The 16,766-nt window shown below is 36.3% G+C and carries 13 protein-coding genes and 7 tRNA genes; 12 read left to right on the top strand and 8 right to left on the bottom strand.

All coding sequences use genetic code 11. The features are described from left to right. Positions 1-51 precede the first annotated feature (51 nt). The 3 genes from MP478_RS00340 to MP478_RS00330 all read left to right on the top strand — a co-directional run bounded on the left by MP478_RS00340 (position 52) and on the right by MP478_RS00330 (position 341). Positions 52-136: transfer RNA gene (locus tag MP478_RS00340), tRNA-Ser, on the top strand. Positions 137-150: 14 nt separating this feature from the next. Then, positions 151-225: transfer RNA gene (locus MP478_RS00335), tRNA-Pro, on the top strand. Between the two features lie 42 nt (positions 226-267). Continuing rightward, positions 268-341: transfer RNA gene (locus MP478_RS00330), tRNA-Arg, on the top strand. Positions 342-742: 401 nt separating this feature from the next. Here MP478_RS00330 and MP478_RS00325 read toward each other — a convergent pair. The 3 genes from MP478_RS00325 to MP478_RS00315 all read right to left on the bottom strand — a co-directional run bounded on the left by MP478_RS00325 (position 743) and on the right by MP478_RS00315 (position 3,282). Next, positions 743-1,426 (bottom strand): MBL fold metallo-hydrolase, encoded by a 684-nt coding sequence (locus tag MP478_RS00325; RefSeq protein ID WP_257199236.1) that lies wholly within the window; start codon positions 1,424-1,426, stop codon positions 743-745. A gap of 53 nt (positions 1,427-1,479) precedes the next feature. Further along, positions 1,480-2,067 carry a Crp/Fnr family transcriptional regulator gene (locus tag MP478_RS00320; RefSeq protein WP_257199235.1) on the bottom strand — a complete coding sequence of 196 codons (588 nt, stop codon included), beginning with the start codon at positions 2,065-2,067 and terminating at the stop codon, positions 1,480-1,482. Between the two features lie 336 nt (positions 2,068-2,403). Then, positions 2,404-3,282: a C1 family peptidase gene (locus tag MP478_RS00315; protein WP_257190702.1), complete on the bottom strand. Its 879-nt coding sequence runs from the start codon at positions 3,280-3,282 to the stop codon at positions 2,404-2,406. 445 nt (positions 3,283-3,727) lie between these two features. Between MP478_RS00315 and MP478_RS00310 the strand changes: the two genes are divergently transcribed. Continuing rightward, the gene (locus MP478_RS00310; protein ID WP_257199234.1) at positions 3,728-4,408 is read left to right on the top strand and encodes a hypothetical protein; all 681 of its coding nucleotides are present in this window, start codon (positions 3,728-3,730) and stop codon (positions 4,406-4,408) included. A gap of 313 nt (positions 4,409-4,721) precedes the next feature. Here the strand turns inward: MP478_RS00310 and MP478_RS00305 are convergent, their stop codons facing one another. Beyond that, the gene (locus MP478_RS00305) at positions 4,722-5,246 is read right to left on the bottom strand and encodes a thermonuclease family protein (RefSeq protein WP_230036979.1); all 525 of its coding nucleotides are present in this window, start codon (positions 5,244-5,246) and stop codon (positions 4,722-4,724) included. Between the two features lie 492 nt (positions 5,247-5,738). Between MP478_RS00305 and MP478_RS00300 the strand changes: the two genes are divergently transcribed. The 4 genes from MP478_RS00300 to MP478_RS00285 all read left to right on the top strand — a co-directional run bounded on the left by MP478_RS00300 (position 5,739) and on the right by MP478_RS00285 (position 6,161). Beyond that, a tRNA-Pro gene (locus MP478_RS00300) sits at positions 5,739-5,813 on the top strand. Between the two features lie 14 nt (positions 5,814-5,827). Continuing rightward, positions 5,828-5,901 (top strand) — tRNA-Arg (locus MP478_RS00295). A gap of 97 nt (positions 5,902-5,998) precedes the next feature. Next, positions 5,999-6,073, top strand: a tRNA-Pro gene (locus MP478_RS00290). A 14-nt stretch (positions 6,074-6,087) separates the two neighbouring features. Continuing rightward, positions 6,088-6,161, top strand: a tRNA-Arg gene (locus tag MP478_RS00285). 1,001 nt (positions 6,162-7,162) lie between these two features. On the opposite strand, the gene MP478_RS00280 is transcribed toward MP478_RS00285, so the two are convergent. Together MP478_RS00280 and prmA are read right to left on the bottom strand one after the other, a co-directional pair. Further along, the gene (locus MP478_RS00280; protein ID WP_257190704.1) at positions 7,163-8,002 is read right to left on the bottom strand and encodes an SH3 domain-containing protein; all 840 of its coding nucleotides are present in this window, start codon (positions 8,000-8,002) and stop codon (positions 7,163-7,165) included. Between the two features lie 16 nt (positions 8,003-8,018). Further along, positions 8,019-8,846, bottom strand: coding sequence for a 50S ribosomal protein L11 methyltransferase (prmA, locus tag MP478_RS00275; RefSeq protein WP_257190705.1), 828 nt, complete (start codon positions 8,844-8,846; stop codon positions 8,019-8,021). A 263-nt stretch (positions 8,847-9,109) separates the two neighbouring features. On the opposite strand from prmA, the gene MP478_RS00270 reads away from it, so the two are divergent. Together MP478_RS00270 and MP478_RS00265 are read left to right on the top strand one after the other, a co-directional pair. Further along, positions 9,110-9,988: an AraC family transcriptional regulator gene (locus MP478_RS00270; protein WP_257190706.1), complete on the top strand. Its 879-nt coding sequence runs from the start codon at positions 9,110-9,112 to the stop codon at positions 9,986-9,988. Positions 9,989-10,078: 90 nt separating this feature from the next. After that, positions 10,079-12,019 (top strand): oleate hydratase, encoded by a 1,941-nt coding sequence (locus tag MP478_RS00265; protein ID WP_257199233.1) that lies wholly within the window; start codon positions 10,079-10,081, stop codon positions 12,017-12,019. A gap of 81 nt (positions 12,020-12,100) precedes the next feature. On the opposite strand, the gene MP478_RS00260 is transcribed toward MP478_RS00265, so the two are convergent. Continuing rightward, positions 12,101-13,774, bottom strand: a complete 1,674-nt coding sequence (locus tag MP478_RS00260; protein WP_257199232.1) for a glutamine--tRNA ligase/YqeY domain fusion protein — start codon at positions 13,772-13,774, stop codon at positions 12,101-12,103. 85 nt (positions 13,775-13,859) lie between these two features. Here MP478_RS00260 and MP478_RS00255 point away from each other — a divergent pair, with 85 nt between their 5' ends. Further along, positions 13,860-15,047 carry an alpha/beta hydrolase gene (locus MP478_RS00255; protein WP_257199231.1) on the top strand — a complete coding sequence of 396 codons (1,188 nt, stop codon included), beginning with the start codon at positions 13,860-13,862 and terminating at the stop codon, positions 15,045-15,047. A gap of 528 nt (positions 15,048-15,575) precedes the next feature. Then, a complete protein-coding gene (locus MP478_RS00250) occupies positions 15,576-15,746 on the top strand; it encodes a hypothetical protein (RefSeq protein ID WP_257190710.1) in 171 nt (56 codons plus the stop codon). Here the strand turns inward: MP478_RS00250 and MP478_RS00245 are convergent. Continuing rightward, positions 15,739-16,758 (bottom strand): o-succinylbenzoate synthase, encoded by a 1,020-nt coding sequence (locus MP478_RS00245; protein ID WP_257199230.1) that lies wholly within the window; start codon positions 16,756-16,758, stop codon positions 15,739-15,741. The genes MP478_RS00250 and MP478_RS00245 overlap by 8 nt on opposite strands. Between the last annotated feature and the right edge of the window lie 8 nt (positions 16,759-16,766).

Genomic DNA, 16,766 nt, shown 5'->3' with positions numbered 1-16,766 from the left:
ATATTTGCACTCGCAATAACGGAACAACGATCATTAAAAAATAAACAAAAAGGAGGGTTGCCAGAGTGGTTAATGGAGCAGTTTGCTAAACTGTCGACGCGAAAGTGTCGCAAGGGTTCGAATCCCTTACCCTCCGCATTCTATATATCTCGGGGCGTAGCGTAGTCCGGTCATCGCGCCTGGTTTGGGACCAGGAGGTCGCAGGTTCGAATCCTGCCGCCCCGACTTTTTAATGAAGCTTATTCGATAAGCAAAAACAACTTTTAAGGGTGCGTAGCTCAGCTGGATAGAGCATCTGCCTTCTAAGCAGACGGTCAAAGGTTCGAATCCTTTCGCGCTCACAACGAACTCACAATTTTTATTGTGAGTTTTTTATTTTATATTAGCTTCATGTGCTACTCTGTTGCATACTTTATTCTCAAACCTTAGAAAAATGGATCAGGTTATAAACTTGGGGACTAAGCAAATTGGGTTAAATCTAAACTTCTTGTTTAGATGACATTCAAAAATCTATGTATAAAATATGTGATTTTTATATTTGACTTGAAAATAGGATGGAAATAACCTTTTATTTCACGCAAAGGAATAATCATTCGGATGTTCTATTTTTAAGAAAAGCAAAGAAAGGGACTTTGTCGCTGAATAAGCGATATAAAAAGTTAGCTTCATCAAAATCGATTTCTAATCGATTCATTTTTGGCTCGCTTTACATATTATTCCCGTAATTACAGCACGACTATTTTTAAATAGCCGCGCTGCATTTGGCCACAAACTGCTCAAATTTCCGATCTGTATTTCGCATGACCGGTCCGTGACCGAAGCAGATAATTGCAGGGTTCAGTTTTGCTAACTTCTGAAGCGATTTGATGTTGAGCTGCTGATCTGAGGTGAATATGTTTGGCGGAAGCCGCAGACCAACCGCTGTCGTGAGCAGGTTCATATTTGTCGCTACATCTCCGATTATCAGTATACCATCTCGCTCACGGAATAAAGAAATATGACCTGCCGAATGTCCGGGTGTCTCTATTACCCGAAAGTTCCCGATGCTATCGTTTTCCACGATTGTCTGTTCGACTTTATGCCCCTGACCTGCCCAATACTTTTGTTGAAGCTTTGCTACCCAATGCTGCGGAGTTGGATAGTCGTTGGTTACCATACCGGTTTCGGTCCTAAAAACTTCGTCGGGATGACAGAGTAAGGGTATGACGAACTCAGCGCATATCTGATCGCTACAGCCCTGATGGTCTGCATGCGCATGCGTCAGTATATGTTGATAAACGGGAATTTTCCGGAGCGCTTTCTTGATAGTAGTATACGAACTCCGTATTCCGGAGTCTACCAAGACCCCTTCGATAATATAGCAGTTGATACTGTTTCGTGGCATCAGTGAAACCTGAAACACTTCGGGAGCAATTTGATGTAACATATTTTTTCGTGCAAATCTACATCACTGATCAGGATTACATAAGGACATTTGTCCTAAAACAGATCAGGTCTGTGTATTTGTCCTTTTGCCCGTGTAAGCGATCGCTGTGTGATGCCCAGGTATGATGCCAGATCCTGTGTCGCTATGCGCTGAACGAGCATCGATTCGCTAGACAAGACATGACGGTATTTATCCACAGCGGACTTATTATTGTAATTTAGCAGATAATGTTCCTTTTGGGTATACTCCTGTTCCATCACCGACTTTATCACTCCGTTCCAAGCGGTCACCTGGCCAAGCAGATGCTGATAGTCCGGGTAGTTTATCCTGTAGATTATGCTGTCTTCTATAGTCCTGATACTCCTTCTGGATTTTTCCTGTGCCACAAACTCCGAAAACGAGGTGACAAATTCATTTTCAAACTTGAAGCAGGTTATATTTTCCTTTCCTTCTTTGTCGACAGCATATGCTTTTACAGCGCCACTGGCGATAAATCCAATATGACGGCAGGATTCATCCTCACGAATAAAAAAATCACCTTTTTTTAAGCGGACCGGTTTGAAGAACTGTGCAGAAAAGTTGATTTCCCCGGCAGACAGTCCTCCTGTTGAGGATAGATAATTTTCAAATATGTCAGTCATTTCGCAATCTTTCGTCCTTTTATTTTCTTTTTTTAACTGCCTGTGGATAGATACCAAATCCAACATCCAAATCTAACAATTATTGTACATTCAAAACCAACAATTATTGTACATTCTAAAAAGGCTGCAGATGCAGCCTTTTTAGTAAACAACGAACTAGAAACCAATGCCAGATAAAACAGACTGGTGTAAAAGTATAATATCTTTATGGTGAACATTTTGGAAACCAGCCACCAACTGTTTTATAAAAAAACCGTCATTAAACTTAACAAGCAATGACGGTCATCCATTTTAAATGATACCTGACCCGAATTCAGGCCATATTATTTATTCTTATTATTGTACATATGCTACATAAGATTCATTAATAGCACCTTTAGTTGTTTTTGCAAAAAAGGAATAGTCAATCCAAAAATAACCATTACTTCCCCAAGATGAACCCCAAGAATTCTGTACTTTAAAGGCTTGTTTAGCGTCATCATACCCTATCACACAAATTGCATGTCCACCATACACTTTCCCAGAATGTGATTTCCAAACCCATCCTGTAGAAGACATATTATAGAAACTTTGATCCACAGTTATTCCTATGATTATCGGAAGCTTCATGCTTAGTAATGTTTTTATATTAGTTAAATCAGTTTTGTTTACAGTAGCCCAAGTCGTGAATTTATGTGCACTTGCTGCCTGTTTTTGTGTAGCATTAGGCTGTGTTGAACATTCCGCATCTGTATAAGGCATTTCTGACCAACTGCATACCCCTTGATTTTTTATTAAGTCTAATCCATAGCTAACATAAGTTCCACCTGAACAATCACCTATTTTAATCTGATTATACACATATTCGGGACTTCTAGGTTCTGTAACACCTTTAAAGTTATATTCCAAAGCACTTGCTGCTGCATAAGCTGTTGCCCAGGCAACACATGATCCCTCACTACCCTGATCGCCAATTGCAGAACCCGCAATAGTAAAACTAGATGGTAAAGCAGCTTGTACTGAAGTGGCACTTTTCCCAAGGTATTTCATTGCCAAAGCATTAACATCCACTTTCTGAAAAGACTCATATGTTTTTGAATCAACAAATTTTGCACCTAATGCATACTGCTTAGAGGAATCCGGGATATCAGCTAAATTACTTTGTTCAGAAGAATTGGTACAGGAGGAAATAGAAAATATCCCTACTGCTGCAATAATAAGTTTTAAATTTTTCATAATACTATAAATATTTTTAGAGAATAAATATATATACTATTTTCAAAGATTTATGATAAATTATTATTTATTTTTCAATTAAAGTAATTTTTTAATAAATTATTTATAAACAAAAAGCAATTTATAAGTTGAAAACGTAAAAAATGGAATTTTTTTCTTTGAATCAATAAATATTTAGAATTTTTATACGGCATCTTTATTAATTATTCAATTAACCGTTAATCCGTAACACTTTTACTTTTATCTTTTTTATAATCTGTTTGCATTTGGGTCAGCTATAAAAGCACTTGAGAATATTCCTTTTTGTACTCACTACAAACTTAGCCATGTCCAGAAGTAACAAAAGTATGTTGCTGTAATTTCAAAGTTCATTTTTCTTTTTATCAGGAAGACTTGCTTATATTTGAGAGCTGGCAAAATTTGAGAACACTATAACGCTTAGAATATGAAAATACAACTTAGCTATTTATTTATTTTATTATATACCCTTGTAAGCTGTCAGGAAAAATCAACCATCAATGATCTGAAATTTTCTAACTATTCAGGCCATCCCAAAAAAATTACAGAGATCATCACTTTTTCAAATCAAAATATTGATAAAAGCATTTCTTATTTTGACAAAGACGGCTTTCTGACAAAAATTGAATCTTTTAATTTAGCCAAAAGCGAATTCCCTGATAAAAGGTTTATAAGTGATATTACACAATATAAATCACAGGGTAAAGCTAAACGCTATTTCGAAACTATCAATCCTGAAAATAAGAAGATAGAAGGTAAGGGCTATTTTGAAAAAATTTCTGATTCTTTATATAAGAGAGTTTCAAATTTTAATGTTGACAGTACATCGCTTAACAAACTATTTTATTTTGACAAAAATAACCGCCTTATAAAAACAGAAGAAACCGGGAATTTTAATGGCAGACCTGTTAATAACACCATTTCTTATACTTATATCAATTCAGTAAAAAATGAAATGCTTTTTGAAGATTTAATTAATCATAAAACATTTAAGATTATTTATAAAAATGTAAAGCTCGACCCATACGCCAATTCTGTTTATGAAGAATTAGTTGATGACCATGGAACGTTACAACAGAAAGTAGTAAGAGAATTTGAATATTATTAAGACAAAAGCCTCTACAATTTCTCATGACTATTGAGATACCAAGAAAATAGAAAATGCATGGAGTGATGTGATTTTAATTCCGGATCATATTTCAGGTATTTTATCATTGATCCTTTGCTATCCGTACCTCTACCCTAGCCCCGATAGAAACGGTTACCCCGCAACAAGCCAGGCTTTTTCAGCGGAGGCGTGAGGAGTATGAGTGGATAGCGGGATAAAGCTCCATATGGTCTAGATATATTGCATTGAACATAAATTTACATTTCATAAAACAGCCTTAGAATTCATGATTCTAAGGCTGTTTTTATTACTATCAGGCAGCTTCTTTTATTTTTATTTTAGTTTTGGAAGCTTCATATTTTCTATTTTTAGATTCTTCCCGTTTCATTTTTCTATATTCCCAGGGAGCCACAGCACGGTTATCCTGCCAAAGACCAACTTTTTTACGCTGTGCAGTATCCTGCAGCTCTCCCAAAGCAGTATCTTTTGAATAGGAGAAATACCACCATCCGAAACCTGCCTTTATAAGCTCTTTTGAAAGGTATTTACCGTTATCATAGTATACTTTTGCAATAGAACGTCCATACCGGTCGGTATTGGTTTCCACAAAATTAACAGTCTTACCAAACACCTGATCTGAGGTGAATTGTCTTGCATTTTTACCGAACGGCTGTCCTTTCTCCGGACAGTCAACTTCAGCAAGCCGAAGTTTTTTTTGCAGGTTTCCTTTTAAAAGAATAGTAATGGTATCTCCATCTGAAATTTTTATTACTTTTCCACTGTTTTGGGAGAAACCAAGCAGTGGAAAAAAGAGGCATGCTAATATCAATCGTTTCATGGGCTAAAGATAGCAATTAAGAACTCTGAAAACCTATAATTCATCGTATCTTCAAGAGTATTTTAAAATTTTTCATTATCTAATCTTATCTTTTTTTACAATATGCAATGAATCAGGATATTTAAAATCATTGATTAGAATAGTAAGGTATCTGTTTGGATATTTAGTCCTGAAATACGAACATTTCGGAATATTGATAGTCCTACTTTTTCTAGTACAAGATTATATATTCTATAAAATTTCTTATTAACTGTATTGACATTTTTCTATTGATAAAAGTAGTTTAAGACATACAGCAAAGAGAAAAAGATTAGAAAAGCAGATTTTTATCAGTCCATATAACTCAATGGTTATTAGCAATCTAAAATAAATAAAAAAGTACACCTGAAAATTAATAAAAATTTATCCTTCATTTTATTTTTTTATTTGATAAAGTATTGTACCTTTGCAACCGCAAAAACGAAGTAAAATTCGTTAGAGATGACTATCAATCGGGGCGTAGCGTAGTCCGGTCATCGCGCCTGGTTTGGGACCAGGAGGTCGCAGGTTCGAATCCTGCCGCCCCGACTTTTTAAATTCAAGGGTGCGTAGCTCAGCTGGATAGAGCATCTGCCTTCTAAGCAGACGGTCAAAGGTTCGAATCCTTTCGCGCTCACAATGAACTCACAGAAAATGGCGGGTTCTTTTATTTCACAAAAAAGCTTTGTATCTTTGCAACTGCAATCACAAGGTAATTTAAGATGATCATCAATCGGGGCGTAGCGTAGTCCGGTCATCGCGCCTGGTTTGGGACCAGGAGGTCGCAGGTTCGAATCCTGCCGCCCCGACTTTTTAAACTCAAGGGTGCGTAGCTCAGCTGGATAGAGCATCTGCCTTCTAAGCAGACGGTCAAAGGTTCGAATCCTTTCGCGCTCACTAAAGAACTCATAAGAAATTATGGGTTCTTTTTTGTTTATATAACAATCCTTTCTTTTACTGTCCTTTGAGGAATAGTGGAGCAGATGCAAAAGTTTTTTTGGTGAAAGGGAACATAAACTTACATCAGTACAGTTTTTCTCTGACGCAAAGTTATATTTTTATTATGTTTGATTTTAAGTGAGTCAAGAATGAATCGATTAGAAATCGATTTTGATGAAAGTAACTTTTTATATCGCTTATTCAACGACAAAGTTGCCTTTCTCGCTTTCTTAAGATAGAACATTCGAATTATCAAATATAAAATCACATATTTTATTTAATACAGCATAGATCTCTGAATACCCTCCAAACAAGAGGTTTTAGATTTAACCCGATTTGCTTATCCCAAAGTTTATAACCTGACCCGGGATAGTCCATTTCTTAGAAAATTCAGTTACTGATATAAAATTCATATAAAAAATGTCAGAACCTCTTATATTATAAAGGCTTGGTTAATACTACTTTCTCCAAAAGAATCAGTTTTAACTGAAAATGGATTTTACTGGAATAAAGCTTTCTTATACTTAATTTATTTGTTGATTAAATAAATTACCTTTATAACCTTTCTTTGCAACGGTCAAAACAACATAAAACAGCTTTCTTATTGGGTATGATCTCGATAATAAGCCTGAGCATTACACTGCTTGCTTATTTCAGTCTTGTAACTGGAATTGATATCATAATCGGGGTACTGTGCTTTATCATTTCTTTTATTTCTTCAGTAGCTGCCATTATCCTAAACAAAAGTAATAAAGTGTGGTGGTTTATATTTTTAATACATATGATTGTTTTAATTGCAGGTAAATGGAAGCTGTGTGATTTTACCCTTCCTTTATAATCAAAAGAAGAGAAGAAACTGGATTGGCTGATTCCAATCCTATTTTTTCTTTATCCAGCCATAGAAAAAGTCCTCACTTAAACAGCAAGGACTTATATTTTTTAATGACCCATGTCAAAGGTTATTTCAATCGATAGGAACTTCCATTCCAAAGATAAGTTTTGGAAGAGCGTTTTTTCTTCTCCCGATCTTTATCATCTTTTTCCATTTCTTCCATTTTAAAAATAAAAGCATCAGGAATTCCACCTTTATCATTAGGGAAAATATATTGCTCACTATGGTAAAAAACATCTGCATCTCCTACATTCATCAGCTGTGGAAGGGCAATTAGTTTTTTATCCTTAAAAAGAACATATTGGTCATAGCTAGCAATACCACAGGCTTCACCAGAAACCAATGCCTTTAAAGTAAGCGCTACATTCTGCAGTTTATGACTGCTTTCAATATTGAAAGTAGCATAGCTCAGCTCCTCTCCACTTCCGGTATCAAAATAGACCTCATCTACAAGCATATTACCCTCCATCACTTTGATTCCTGCAATATTCTGTTTCTCTATAGTATTAATCTCTTTGTTTTTTCTGTCTATGGTTTTTGAAAGCCCGAAAAGGAAATCATATCCGTTTTTATTACGGTATCCTATACAAAGGTTACCTCCCCAAACATATCCTTCAGAAGTCATATCTCCCTTCTGATAAGAGATCTTGTACCAATTAGCACCTCTTTCCCCTAATCTTAATATGGCTTCTTCTTTTTTAAGGATTAATACCTGTTGATTAGCCTGCAATGAGTCTACAACCGGTGCCTGAACATTAGGTTCTTTTCTGATCCTTGTCCAATCCGTAAAAATCTTTTGGCTTTTATTCTCTTCAAAACCAAAAACCCCATCAGCATACGCTTCATTTTCCTGTGCTGAAAAAAACGGCAGTATCAGTAATAATAAAGCGGTCCATAAAGTTTTCATATCTGTATTTGTTTTTTTATTTTTCTAACAGCAAGCTTACCCACTCTTCGCGTTGTATTTGCTTTTTCAGCTCAAGACCGCTTTCTTTACATACTTCAAGAATATCATCTACATCAAAGAAGCAAAGCCCCGAAAGCAATAGTTTTCCGCCTTCATTCAACACAGAAACATAGGTTGGAATATCTGAAATCAGAATATTTCTGTTGATATTTGCTAAAATAACATCAAAATTTTCTTTTCCTAAGTTTTCGGCTGTTCCCAGTTCAATATCCAGTTCAACGCCATTTCTTACAGCGTTTTCTTTTGAGTTTTCTACAGACCATTCGTCAATATCAATGGCTTTGGTATCTCCGGCCCCCTGTTGTTTTGCATAGATAGCCAATACAGAAGTCCCACACCCCATATCCAATACTTTCTTTCCACTAAGGTCAAGCTCCATCATCTGCTGGATCATCAGGTGTGTGGTAGGGTGATGCCCTGTTCCGAAAGACATTTTAGGCTGAATAATAATTTCATGCATTCCCGGTACAGACTCATGAAATTCTGCTCTGATTAATACTTTATCATCGATATTGATAGGAGAGAAATTCTTTTCCCATTCTTCATTCCAGTTGATATTAGGCATTTCCTCAAAAGAGTACTCAATCTTTACATTTTCATTTTCAAAAATAGGAAGGGCCTTAAGCTGCTCTTCATGAAACAGATCTGTCTGAATATATCCTAAAATTCCGTGAATCTCTTCTGTAAAGCTGTCAAAACCTATCTCAATAAGCTCTGCCATTAATATCTCATTCCAGGGTTGCAATGGAGAAATTTTGAAATTGAATTCTAAATAATTTTGCATGTGACTAATTTGCTGCAAAAATACTAATGTTATTACTGTTAAAAAAATGGAAGCATGAAGTTTTAGTCTTACTCAAGAATTTATTCAGTTTTAAAAGGCCAACATCGCGTTTCCTTATAGTAAGATTTCTTCTATAATATGATCAATAGTGAATATTTTTGATATACAAAGCGTAAAAAATTTATATAAATTTGTAAATTGCAGTAAGAGCAGATTCCATTCGGAATATCTGAAAAACAATAGAAACCTAAGCAATCCGTCACATGGTAGCCTACGAAAATTTACATGATACCCTTTCTTTTTACAGGATTGATTGCCGCCAGTCTTATTATATATCTTCAGGAAATCCTATTTTCAATTTTCCAAAAGCACCGTTCAGGATGGATTATTATGCCCTATGTATTTGTACGGCTGGAGAAATAAGTATTGAAATAGACAGTAAAAAATATAAAGTAACCACCCACAGTTTATTTATAGCCGCTCCTTCTACCATTGTAAGATTTCTGGAAACCAGTGAAGATTTTATGATGAAGCTCTTATTTTTTGATAAGAATTTTCTCATCAAAAACATATCTAACCCTTTCATTATTGAGAAAATGAATCTCTTCTCTAAGGGTTCCTACAGCATTATAAAAACAACAGAAAAAAATTCTCTGCAATTACAAAACCTGCTGGATTACCTTAAAAAGAAATCCAGAAAACAAGGCAAATTCACAGAAGAGATTATCAGGACAATTATTTTTAACTTACTGCTTGAAACTGCAGAAATCATAGAAAAAGAAATCAATACAGTTTCTCAGAAAGAGGACGGAAAAAAAGACCTTTTCCTGAAATTCAGTAAACTGATCCGGGAAAATATCAGACAGCAGAGAACCGTTCAGTTTTATGCCGAGGAGCTTTGTATTTCTAATAAACACCTTATAGAGATTATTAAAAAAGCCAGTGGAAAAACCCCTCATGAAGTCATTGATGAGACTTTACTGAAAGAGGCTTATGTCATGCTGGGAAATCCCGATATCACGATCTCAGAAATAGCTTTTGAGCTTCAGTTTAATTCGGCATCAGCTTTCAGCCGTTTTTTTAAAAAACACACTTCTTTTTCTCCTTCAGAGTATCGGACAAAAGAAAATATCCAGTCATAAGAATTTGGGGATGACAATTCCGACATTGGGGATATGTGCTGCTTTTTGAATAGAAGTACCTTTAACATGTTAATTAAAAACAAACAAAAAATGAGTACGATCAATTCAAAATTCGAAAAAGTTTTAAATGCTTCTGAGCAGTTTGGAAAAGTAAACCACGAACCGGATTCAAGTAAAGAAGTTCAGATTAACACTCCTGAAAAAACGATGCCTTTTTCTGACCAGATCGGAAATTATCAACGTAATAAAGGAATTCCTTCACAATCTTATGAAAACACTAAAATCTATATTGTAGGAAGCGGAATTGCGGGAATGTCTGCCGCTTATTATTTCATCCGTGATGGCCGTGTTCCGGGTAAAAACATTATTTTCCTTGATCAACTCAATGTAGAAGGAGGCTCTCTGGATGGAGCAGGAAACGCAAAAGACGGCTATATCATCCGTGGAGGACGTGAAATGGATATGACCTATGAAAATCTATGGGATATGTTCCAGGATATTCCGGCATTGGAATTACCCGATCCATACAGTGTATTGGATGAATACCGCCTTATTAACGACAATGACCCTAATTATTCTAAAGCAAGACTGATTCATAACCAGGGGCAGATCCAGGATTTCAGTAAATTCGGACTTGAGAAAAAAGACCAGCTGGCAATTGTTAAACTTTTATTGAAGAAAAAAGAAGAGCTTGATGATCTGACTATTGAAGATTATTTCGCTGAATCTTTTCTTAACAGTAATTTCTGGTTTTTCTGGCGTTCTATGTTTGCTTTTGAGAACTGGCACAGCTTACTGGAACTGAAACTGTATATGCACAGATTCCTGCATGCCATTGACGGAATGAAAGACTTCTCATGTCTTGTATTCCCTAAATACAACCAATATGACACGTATGTAACTCCTCTTAAAAATTTCCTTGTTGAGAAAGGAGTACAGATTCAGTTTAATACATTAGTAAAAGACCTTGATATCCATATCAATACGGAAGGAAAAACAGTGGAAGGGATTATCACCGAGCAAAATGGCGAAGAAGTAAAAATACCCGTTGGTAAAGAGGATTATGTGATTGTTACTACAGGCTCAATGACTGAAAGCACCTTCTATGCAGATAATAATACGGTCCCGGAAGTTACGATAGACAACAGCAGTGCAGGACAAAGTGCGGGATGGAAACTGTGGAAAAATCTCGCTGCCAAATCTGAAGTATTTGGTAAGCCTGAAAAATTCTGCAGTCATATTGAAAAATCTTCGTGGGAATCTGCTACATTAACCTGCCGGCCTTCTGCTTTCACAGAGAAACTGAAAGAACTGTGCGTGAATGATCCTTATTCCGGAAGAACAGCTACAGGAGGGATTATCACTATCACCGACTCTAATTGGGTGATGAGCTTTACCTGCAACAGACAGCCACACTTCCCTACTCAGCCGGATGACATCCTCGTTGTATGGGTATATGCCCTACTGATGGATAAAGAAGGTAATTACATAAAAAAAACAATGCCTCAATGTACCGGAAATGAAATCCTTGCAGAATTATGTCACCACTTGGGAATGACAGACCAGCTTGATAATGTTATAGAAAATACCATTGTTCGTACTGCATTTATGCCTTATATTACCTCTATGTTTATGCCAAGAGCTCAGGGTGATCGTCCGAGAGTTGTTCCCGAAGGCTGTACCAATCTAGGGTTGGTAGGACAGTTTGTGGAAACCAACAATGATGTAGTATTTACTATGGAAAGTTCAGTAAGAACAGCCAGAATAGCAGTATACAAACTTCTGAACCTCAACAAGCAGGTTCCGGACATCAATCCATTACAATATGACATCAGACATTTACTGAAAGCTACCCAGGCTCTTAATGATTATAAACCATTCTTAGGAGAAGGTATTTTAAGAAAAATACTGAAAGGAAGCTATTTTGAACATATTCTGGTCAACCGTCCTGAAGAAAAAGAAGAACATGAATCTTTCTTTATGGAACAGGTAGGTAAATTCCAGGATTGGATCAAAGGAGTAAAAGGGTAATGTTATCTTAAGGCTCCAGTTATAAAAAACGAAAAGCAGGACTTCAGTGAGGTCCTGCTTTTATGTATGATCATCCTGAAATTATTCAGGCTTATAAGAATCTTTTAGAGTTACTGTACGGTTGAAAACCAACGCAGCGTCCGTAGAATCCTGGTCTTTGGTAAAGTACCCGATTCTCTGGAACTGAAGGGGTTCACCTACGGCAACTTCTTTCAGGCTTGGTTCAGCAAAACCTTGAATAGTACTTACCGAATCAGGGTTAATGAAATTCAGGAAGTCAACATCTTTTTCAGCATCCGGCTGCTCCACGGTAAATAATTGGTTGTAAACCCTTACCTCTACAGGGATCGCGTGTTTCGCAGATACCCAGTGTAATGTTCCCTTTACTTTTCTTAAGCTTTCTTCCGTTCCGCTTCCGGATTTACTCTTTTCATCGTAAGAAGCATAGATGGTAGTAATCTCTCCATTTTCATCCTTCTCCACTCTTTCTGCTTTAATGATATAAGCAGACTTTAAACGAACTTCTCCACCTAACTTCAGTCTGAAGAATTTATTATTAGCCTCTTCCTTGAAATCCTCACGTTCGATGTATAGTTTTCTTGAAAAAGGAACTTCTCTGGTTCCTGCATTTTCCTGTTCAGGATTATTTTCAGTTTCCAACCATTCTTCCTTGTCTTCAGGATAGTTTTCGATCACTAATTTAACAGGATCTACTACTGCCATTACACGTTTAGCTACTTTATTAAGATCTTCACGCACACAGAAGTCAAGTAACTGGATTTCAATCAGGTTTTCTCTTTTGGCAACTCCCACTTTATCAATAAAGTTTCTGATAGACGCCGGCGTGTATCCTTTTCTTCTCATCCCTGAAATAGTAGGCATTCTAGGATCATCCCATCCTGTCACCGCTCCTTCGGCTACAAGTCTTTGCAGCTTTCTTTTGGAAGTGATCATATAGGAAACATTCATCCTTGCAAATTCTCTCTGCTTGGGAGCTACTTTAGTTTCATCAGATACCTGCTCCAGATACCAGTTGTAAAGAGGTCTGTGGTTTTCGAATTCCAATGAACATAGAGAGTGTGAAACTTGTTCCAAATAATCCGATTCCCCATGTGCCCAGTCGTACATCGGATAGATCTTCCAGGCAGTTCCTGTTCTGTGGTGCGGTCTTTTCAGAATTCTGTACATCACAGGATCACGCATATTCATATTGGGGGAAACCATATCAATTTTTGCACGAAGCGACATTGTTCCTTCCTCGAACTCACCGTTTCTCATTCTTTCGAATAGATCCAATGATTCTTCAACCGGACGGTTTCTGAATGGCGATTCCACACCTGGTTCCGTAGGATTTTTTCTCTGTTCGGTAATCACTTCAGATGGCTGCTCATCTACATAAGCCTTTCCTTCTTTAATCAGTTGTACTGCCCATTCATAAAGCTGCTGGAAGTAATCTGATGCATACAATTCTTTGTCCCATTTGAAACCTAGCCATTCCACATCTTTCTTGATTGAATCTACGAATTCCTGCTCTTCTTTCTCAGGATTGGTATCGTCAAAACGAAGGTTTACAGGTGCATTGTATTTTTCTCCCAAGCCAAAATTGATGCAGATCGCCTTTGTGTGGCCTACATGCAGATATCCATTCGGTTCAGGGGGAAAACGGAAACGAATCTGATCTCTTTTCAGTCCGTTTGCCAAATCATCTTCTATAATTTGCTCAATAAAATTGAGTGATTTTTTTTCTTCTTCCATTAAATTAGCTTTTGTTTTTAGCAAAAAAAGTTGCACAAAGTTACGGAAAATTTGGGGCTTACGAAAGTCATAATTAAAAAGTACAATGGCTGATAATTCAGTATTTTTCTGTATCTTAGAGAAAGTTACAAACCTGATTATCATGGCTGTTTATATCTTAAGCAATCGAAAAATTGTACGTCATAAGGGTGAAAGCGTAGACTCTTTTTCCAATGAAGAATATTCAATTCCCAATTTCAGAATTGCCAAATGTGATTTTGAGGGTTATAAAGAACCTACTGCACCGGCCAAAAAGAAGAAAGATTACAAGAACAGAAACATTATCAACTACAAACTGTTTTCGGAACCCGAAAAACAGGGATATGAAGAGGTTTTAGAGGTTTTGCTCAGTGAAAAAGGGATTAAAAAATCTTCTTTAACAGCTAATAATCTTGGTGGCACCCAGAGAATGTTCTATGAGCTATACAAAAACATGTCTTCCACCAAAGACCGGAGCGATGTCCTTATATTTATCCATGGATATGCCTATGATTTTGATGATGAATTAAAGGCTATACTTGATCTTAAAAAGCTGTTTATTGATCATCCTGAATCTCCTGTTGAACATATTTTATTTGTAAGCTGGCCGGCCTCAAGCAGCATTGTTCCCTTGACTTATTTTGATGATAAGGCGGCAAGCATCAACTCCGGAACTTCATTATTAAGACTCTTTTACTTTTACACCCAGTTTCTAAAAGATATTTTTTCCAATCGGGATCTTATCCCATGCAACCAAAGAATCCATATGATGACTCATTCTTTGGGAAACCGGGTTCTTCAAAGCATGCTGTATAGTTTGAAAAAAGAAAATATTTTAAGGGTTATTGACCAGGTTATTTTACTTAACGCAGATGTTACGTACAAAGTATTTGAAGACTCCGAGGATTCCTTCAATAAACTTCCTCTTCTTGCAAACCGCATTTCCATCTATTTAAACAGACAGGATGTCATTTTGGGACTTTCCCAATTTACCAAAAACATCCTTACTCCACGGCTTGGAAAAAATGGACCCAGTGATATTGAACGCTTTAAAGATATTGTGTCTGTTATCGACTGTACTTTCGTTAAAGATGATCTTTTAAACAGTTTCAAATTTGAGGTGGGAAAACATTGGGGATACCTTTCCAGCTCGCAGGTTCAGAGAGATATTTTTCAAAATCTGTACGGAATAGACAGAACCCTTATCACGAACAGAACAATGGATAACGAAAATGTTTTCACAATTATTTCTTAACAATAAATTAAAAAAATATTATAAAAAAGACAATAAGTTAAAGTTACTGAAAATTGAGAAAATGGCATAAAGATTGCCAATTCATACTCTAGAGAATTACAATTTTTTTATTATGAAAAGAATTAAAAGTAAATTTTCTTATATATTTCAGTATATTAAGAAAGCGATTTTCGTAAAAGATGTGATTTAACAGAAAAAATAACTCGAAAAAAAACAGAATATTCGAACCTAAAATTACTTTATCATTAAAACAGAATTAAAAGTATATCAGGCTCCTATAATCTACTGTAGGGGTTTATTTTCATGTCTATATTTTATGAAAGATAAATATTCCTTCAGATATTTCGTATTGAAAAAGAATATTTTATTCAGGTAAGCACTTCCGCATATCTCTGTCTTCTGGAAAACCCACAATAATCATTATTCACCACATTAACAATTCACACAATACCAAAAACATACACTCATAATGTTGTCCAGCTGGAAAAAAAATTCGATATTTATTGACCAAACCATAACCTATCAATTATGAAAAATCAACAAAGCAACATGAAGAAATTGAGTAAGAGTGAGTTAAAAGCCATGAATGGCGGTAATCCTCCCCCAATCCCTATAGGATGTAACAATTGGGATCCAAAAAACAGATGCTGCAGAGAATGGGATTATGATCACTGGGACAATCCTACCTGTCTTAATTAATTTTCTCTTCAGTTTTGAACCACAGCAACTCATTTCTGAGATCAAGGCTTGATTCAAAATTATTAACAAATAAAGATCCGGTGCCCAATCCTTGAGGCATTGGATTTTTTTTGGTCACTGTATATTGAGCAATGGCATTCAGCCCGATATTACTTTCCAGCGCAGAAGTAATCCACCAACCTATATTTTGTTCTTCAGCAAGGGAAATCCACTCGTCAGAACCGGAGAAACCTCCCACTAAAGCAGGTTTCAAAATAATGTATTGTGGCTTTATTGTTTCTAACAGAAGTTTCTTTTTATCAGGATTAATTATTCCTATCAGTTCTTCATCCAATGCAATTGGTGTAGGTGTTTTTGAACATAATTCTTTCATATCGTACCAATTTCCGGCTTTAATGGGTTGTTCAATAGAGTGAATATCCAGATCTGCCAGTTGCTGCAAAACACCCATCGCTTCTTCTTTATTAAACCCTCCATTGGCATCTACACGCAGTTCCAACTGATCGCCGGAGAATTTTTCTCTAAGCTTTTGAAGAATAATATATTCTTCTTTCCAGTGGACACCGATTTTCAGTTTGATGCAATGAAAGCCTTTTTCCAGTTTCTCTTCAATCTGTTCTTCCATATAGCCGATCTCCCCCATCCAGATTAAACCGTTGATGGTAATAGCAGATTTCCCTTCAGTAAATTCACTGGGAAAATAAAGACGGCCACCATACTTCAGGTTCAAAACCGCCTGCTCGTAACCAAACCATATTGACGGAAAATCTTTCAGCTCTTCTTTTAGATCAGCAAAATTCTTTTCAATATTCTCACAAAGCCATTTCAGTTTTTCTTCATAATCCGGCCGGTCATCAAAACTCAGCCCTCTGAAAATGGCACATTCTCCTACTCCTTTTTTTCCATTTTCTGAAATCTCAAGAATAAAGGTTTCCTTATCAAGCAAAACGCCGCGAGATGTTCCACTCGGGCGTTTGAATTGTAATAGATATCTAAAATAAGACGCTTCCATACTATGAT

It is taken from the genome of Chryseobacterium sp. WG14 (assembly GCF_024586945.1).
Lineage (GTDB): Bacteria > Bacteroidota > Bacteroidia > Flavobacteriales > Weeksellaceae > Chryseobacterium.
The sequence above is the reverse complement of the archived record's forward strand: the minus strand, read 5'-3'. Positions and strand labels throughout refer to the sequence as shown.

What these genes read in the sequence shown, in the direction of transcription:
- MP478_RS00325 (WP_257199236.1), bottom strand. Translation starts at nt 1,426, where the DNA reads ATGTTACATCAAATTGCTCCCGAAGTGTTTCAGGTTTCACTGATGCCA.
- MP478_RS00320 (WP_257199235.1), bottom strand. Translation starts at nt 2,067, where the DNA reads ATGACTGACATATTTGAAAATTATCTATCCTCAACAGGAGGACTGTCT.
- MP478_RS00315 (WP_257190702.1), bottom strand. Translation starts at nt 3,282, where the DNA reads ATGAAAAATTTAAAACTTATTATTGCAGCAGTAGGGATATTTTCTATT.
- MP478_RS00310 (WP_257199234.1), top strand. Translation starts at nt 3,728, where the DNA reads ATGAAAATACAACTTAGCTATTTATTTATTTTATTATATACCCTTGTA.
- MP478_RS00305 (WP_230036979.1), bottom strand. Translation starts at nt 5,246, where the DNA reads ATGAAACGATTGATATTAGCATGCCTCTTTTTTCCACTGCTTGGTTTC.
- MP478_RS00280 (WP_257190704.1), bottom strand. Translation starts at nt 8,002, where the DNA reads ATGAAAACTTTATGGACCGCTTTATTATTACTGATACTGCCGTTTTTT.
- prmA (WP_257190705.1), bottom strand. Translation starts at nt 8,846, where the DNA reads ATGCAAAATTATTTAGAATTCAATTTCAAAATTTCTCCATTGCAACCC.
- MP478_RS00270 (WP_257190706.1), top strand. Translation starts at nt 9,110, where the DNA reads ATGGTAGCCTACGAAAATTTACATGATACCCTTTCTTTTTACAGGATT.
- MP478_RS00265 (WP_257199233.1), top strand. Translation starts at nt 10,079, where the DNA reads ATGAGTACGATCAATTCAAAATTCGAAAAAGTTTTAAATGCTTCTGAG.
- MP478_RS00260 (WP_257199232.1), bottom strand. Translation starts at nt 13,774, where the DNA reads ATGGAAGAAGAAAAAAAATCACTCAATTTTATTGAGCAAATTATAGAA.
- MP478_RS00255 (WP_257199231.1), top strand. Translation starts at nt 13,860, where the DNA reads ATGGCTGATAATTCAGTATTTTTCTGTATCTTAGAGAAAGTTACAAAC.
- MP478_RS00250 (WP_257190710.1), top strand. Translation starts at nt 15,576, where the DNA reads ATGAAAAATCAACAAAGCAACATGAAGAAATTGAGTAAGAGTGAGTTA.
- MP478_RS00245 (WP_257199230.1), bottom strand. Translation starts at nt 16,758, where the DNA reads ATGGAAGCGTCTTATTTTAGATATCTATTACAATTCAAACGCCCGAGT.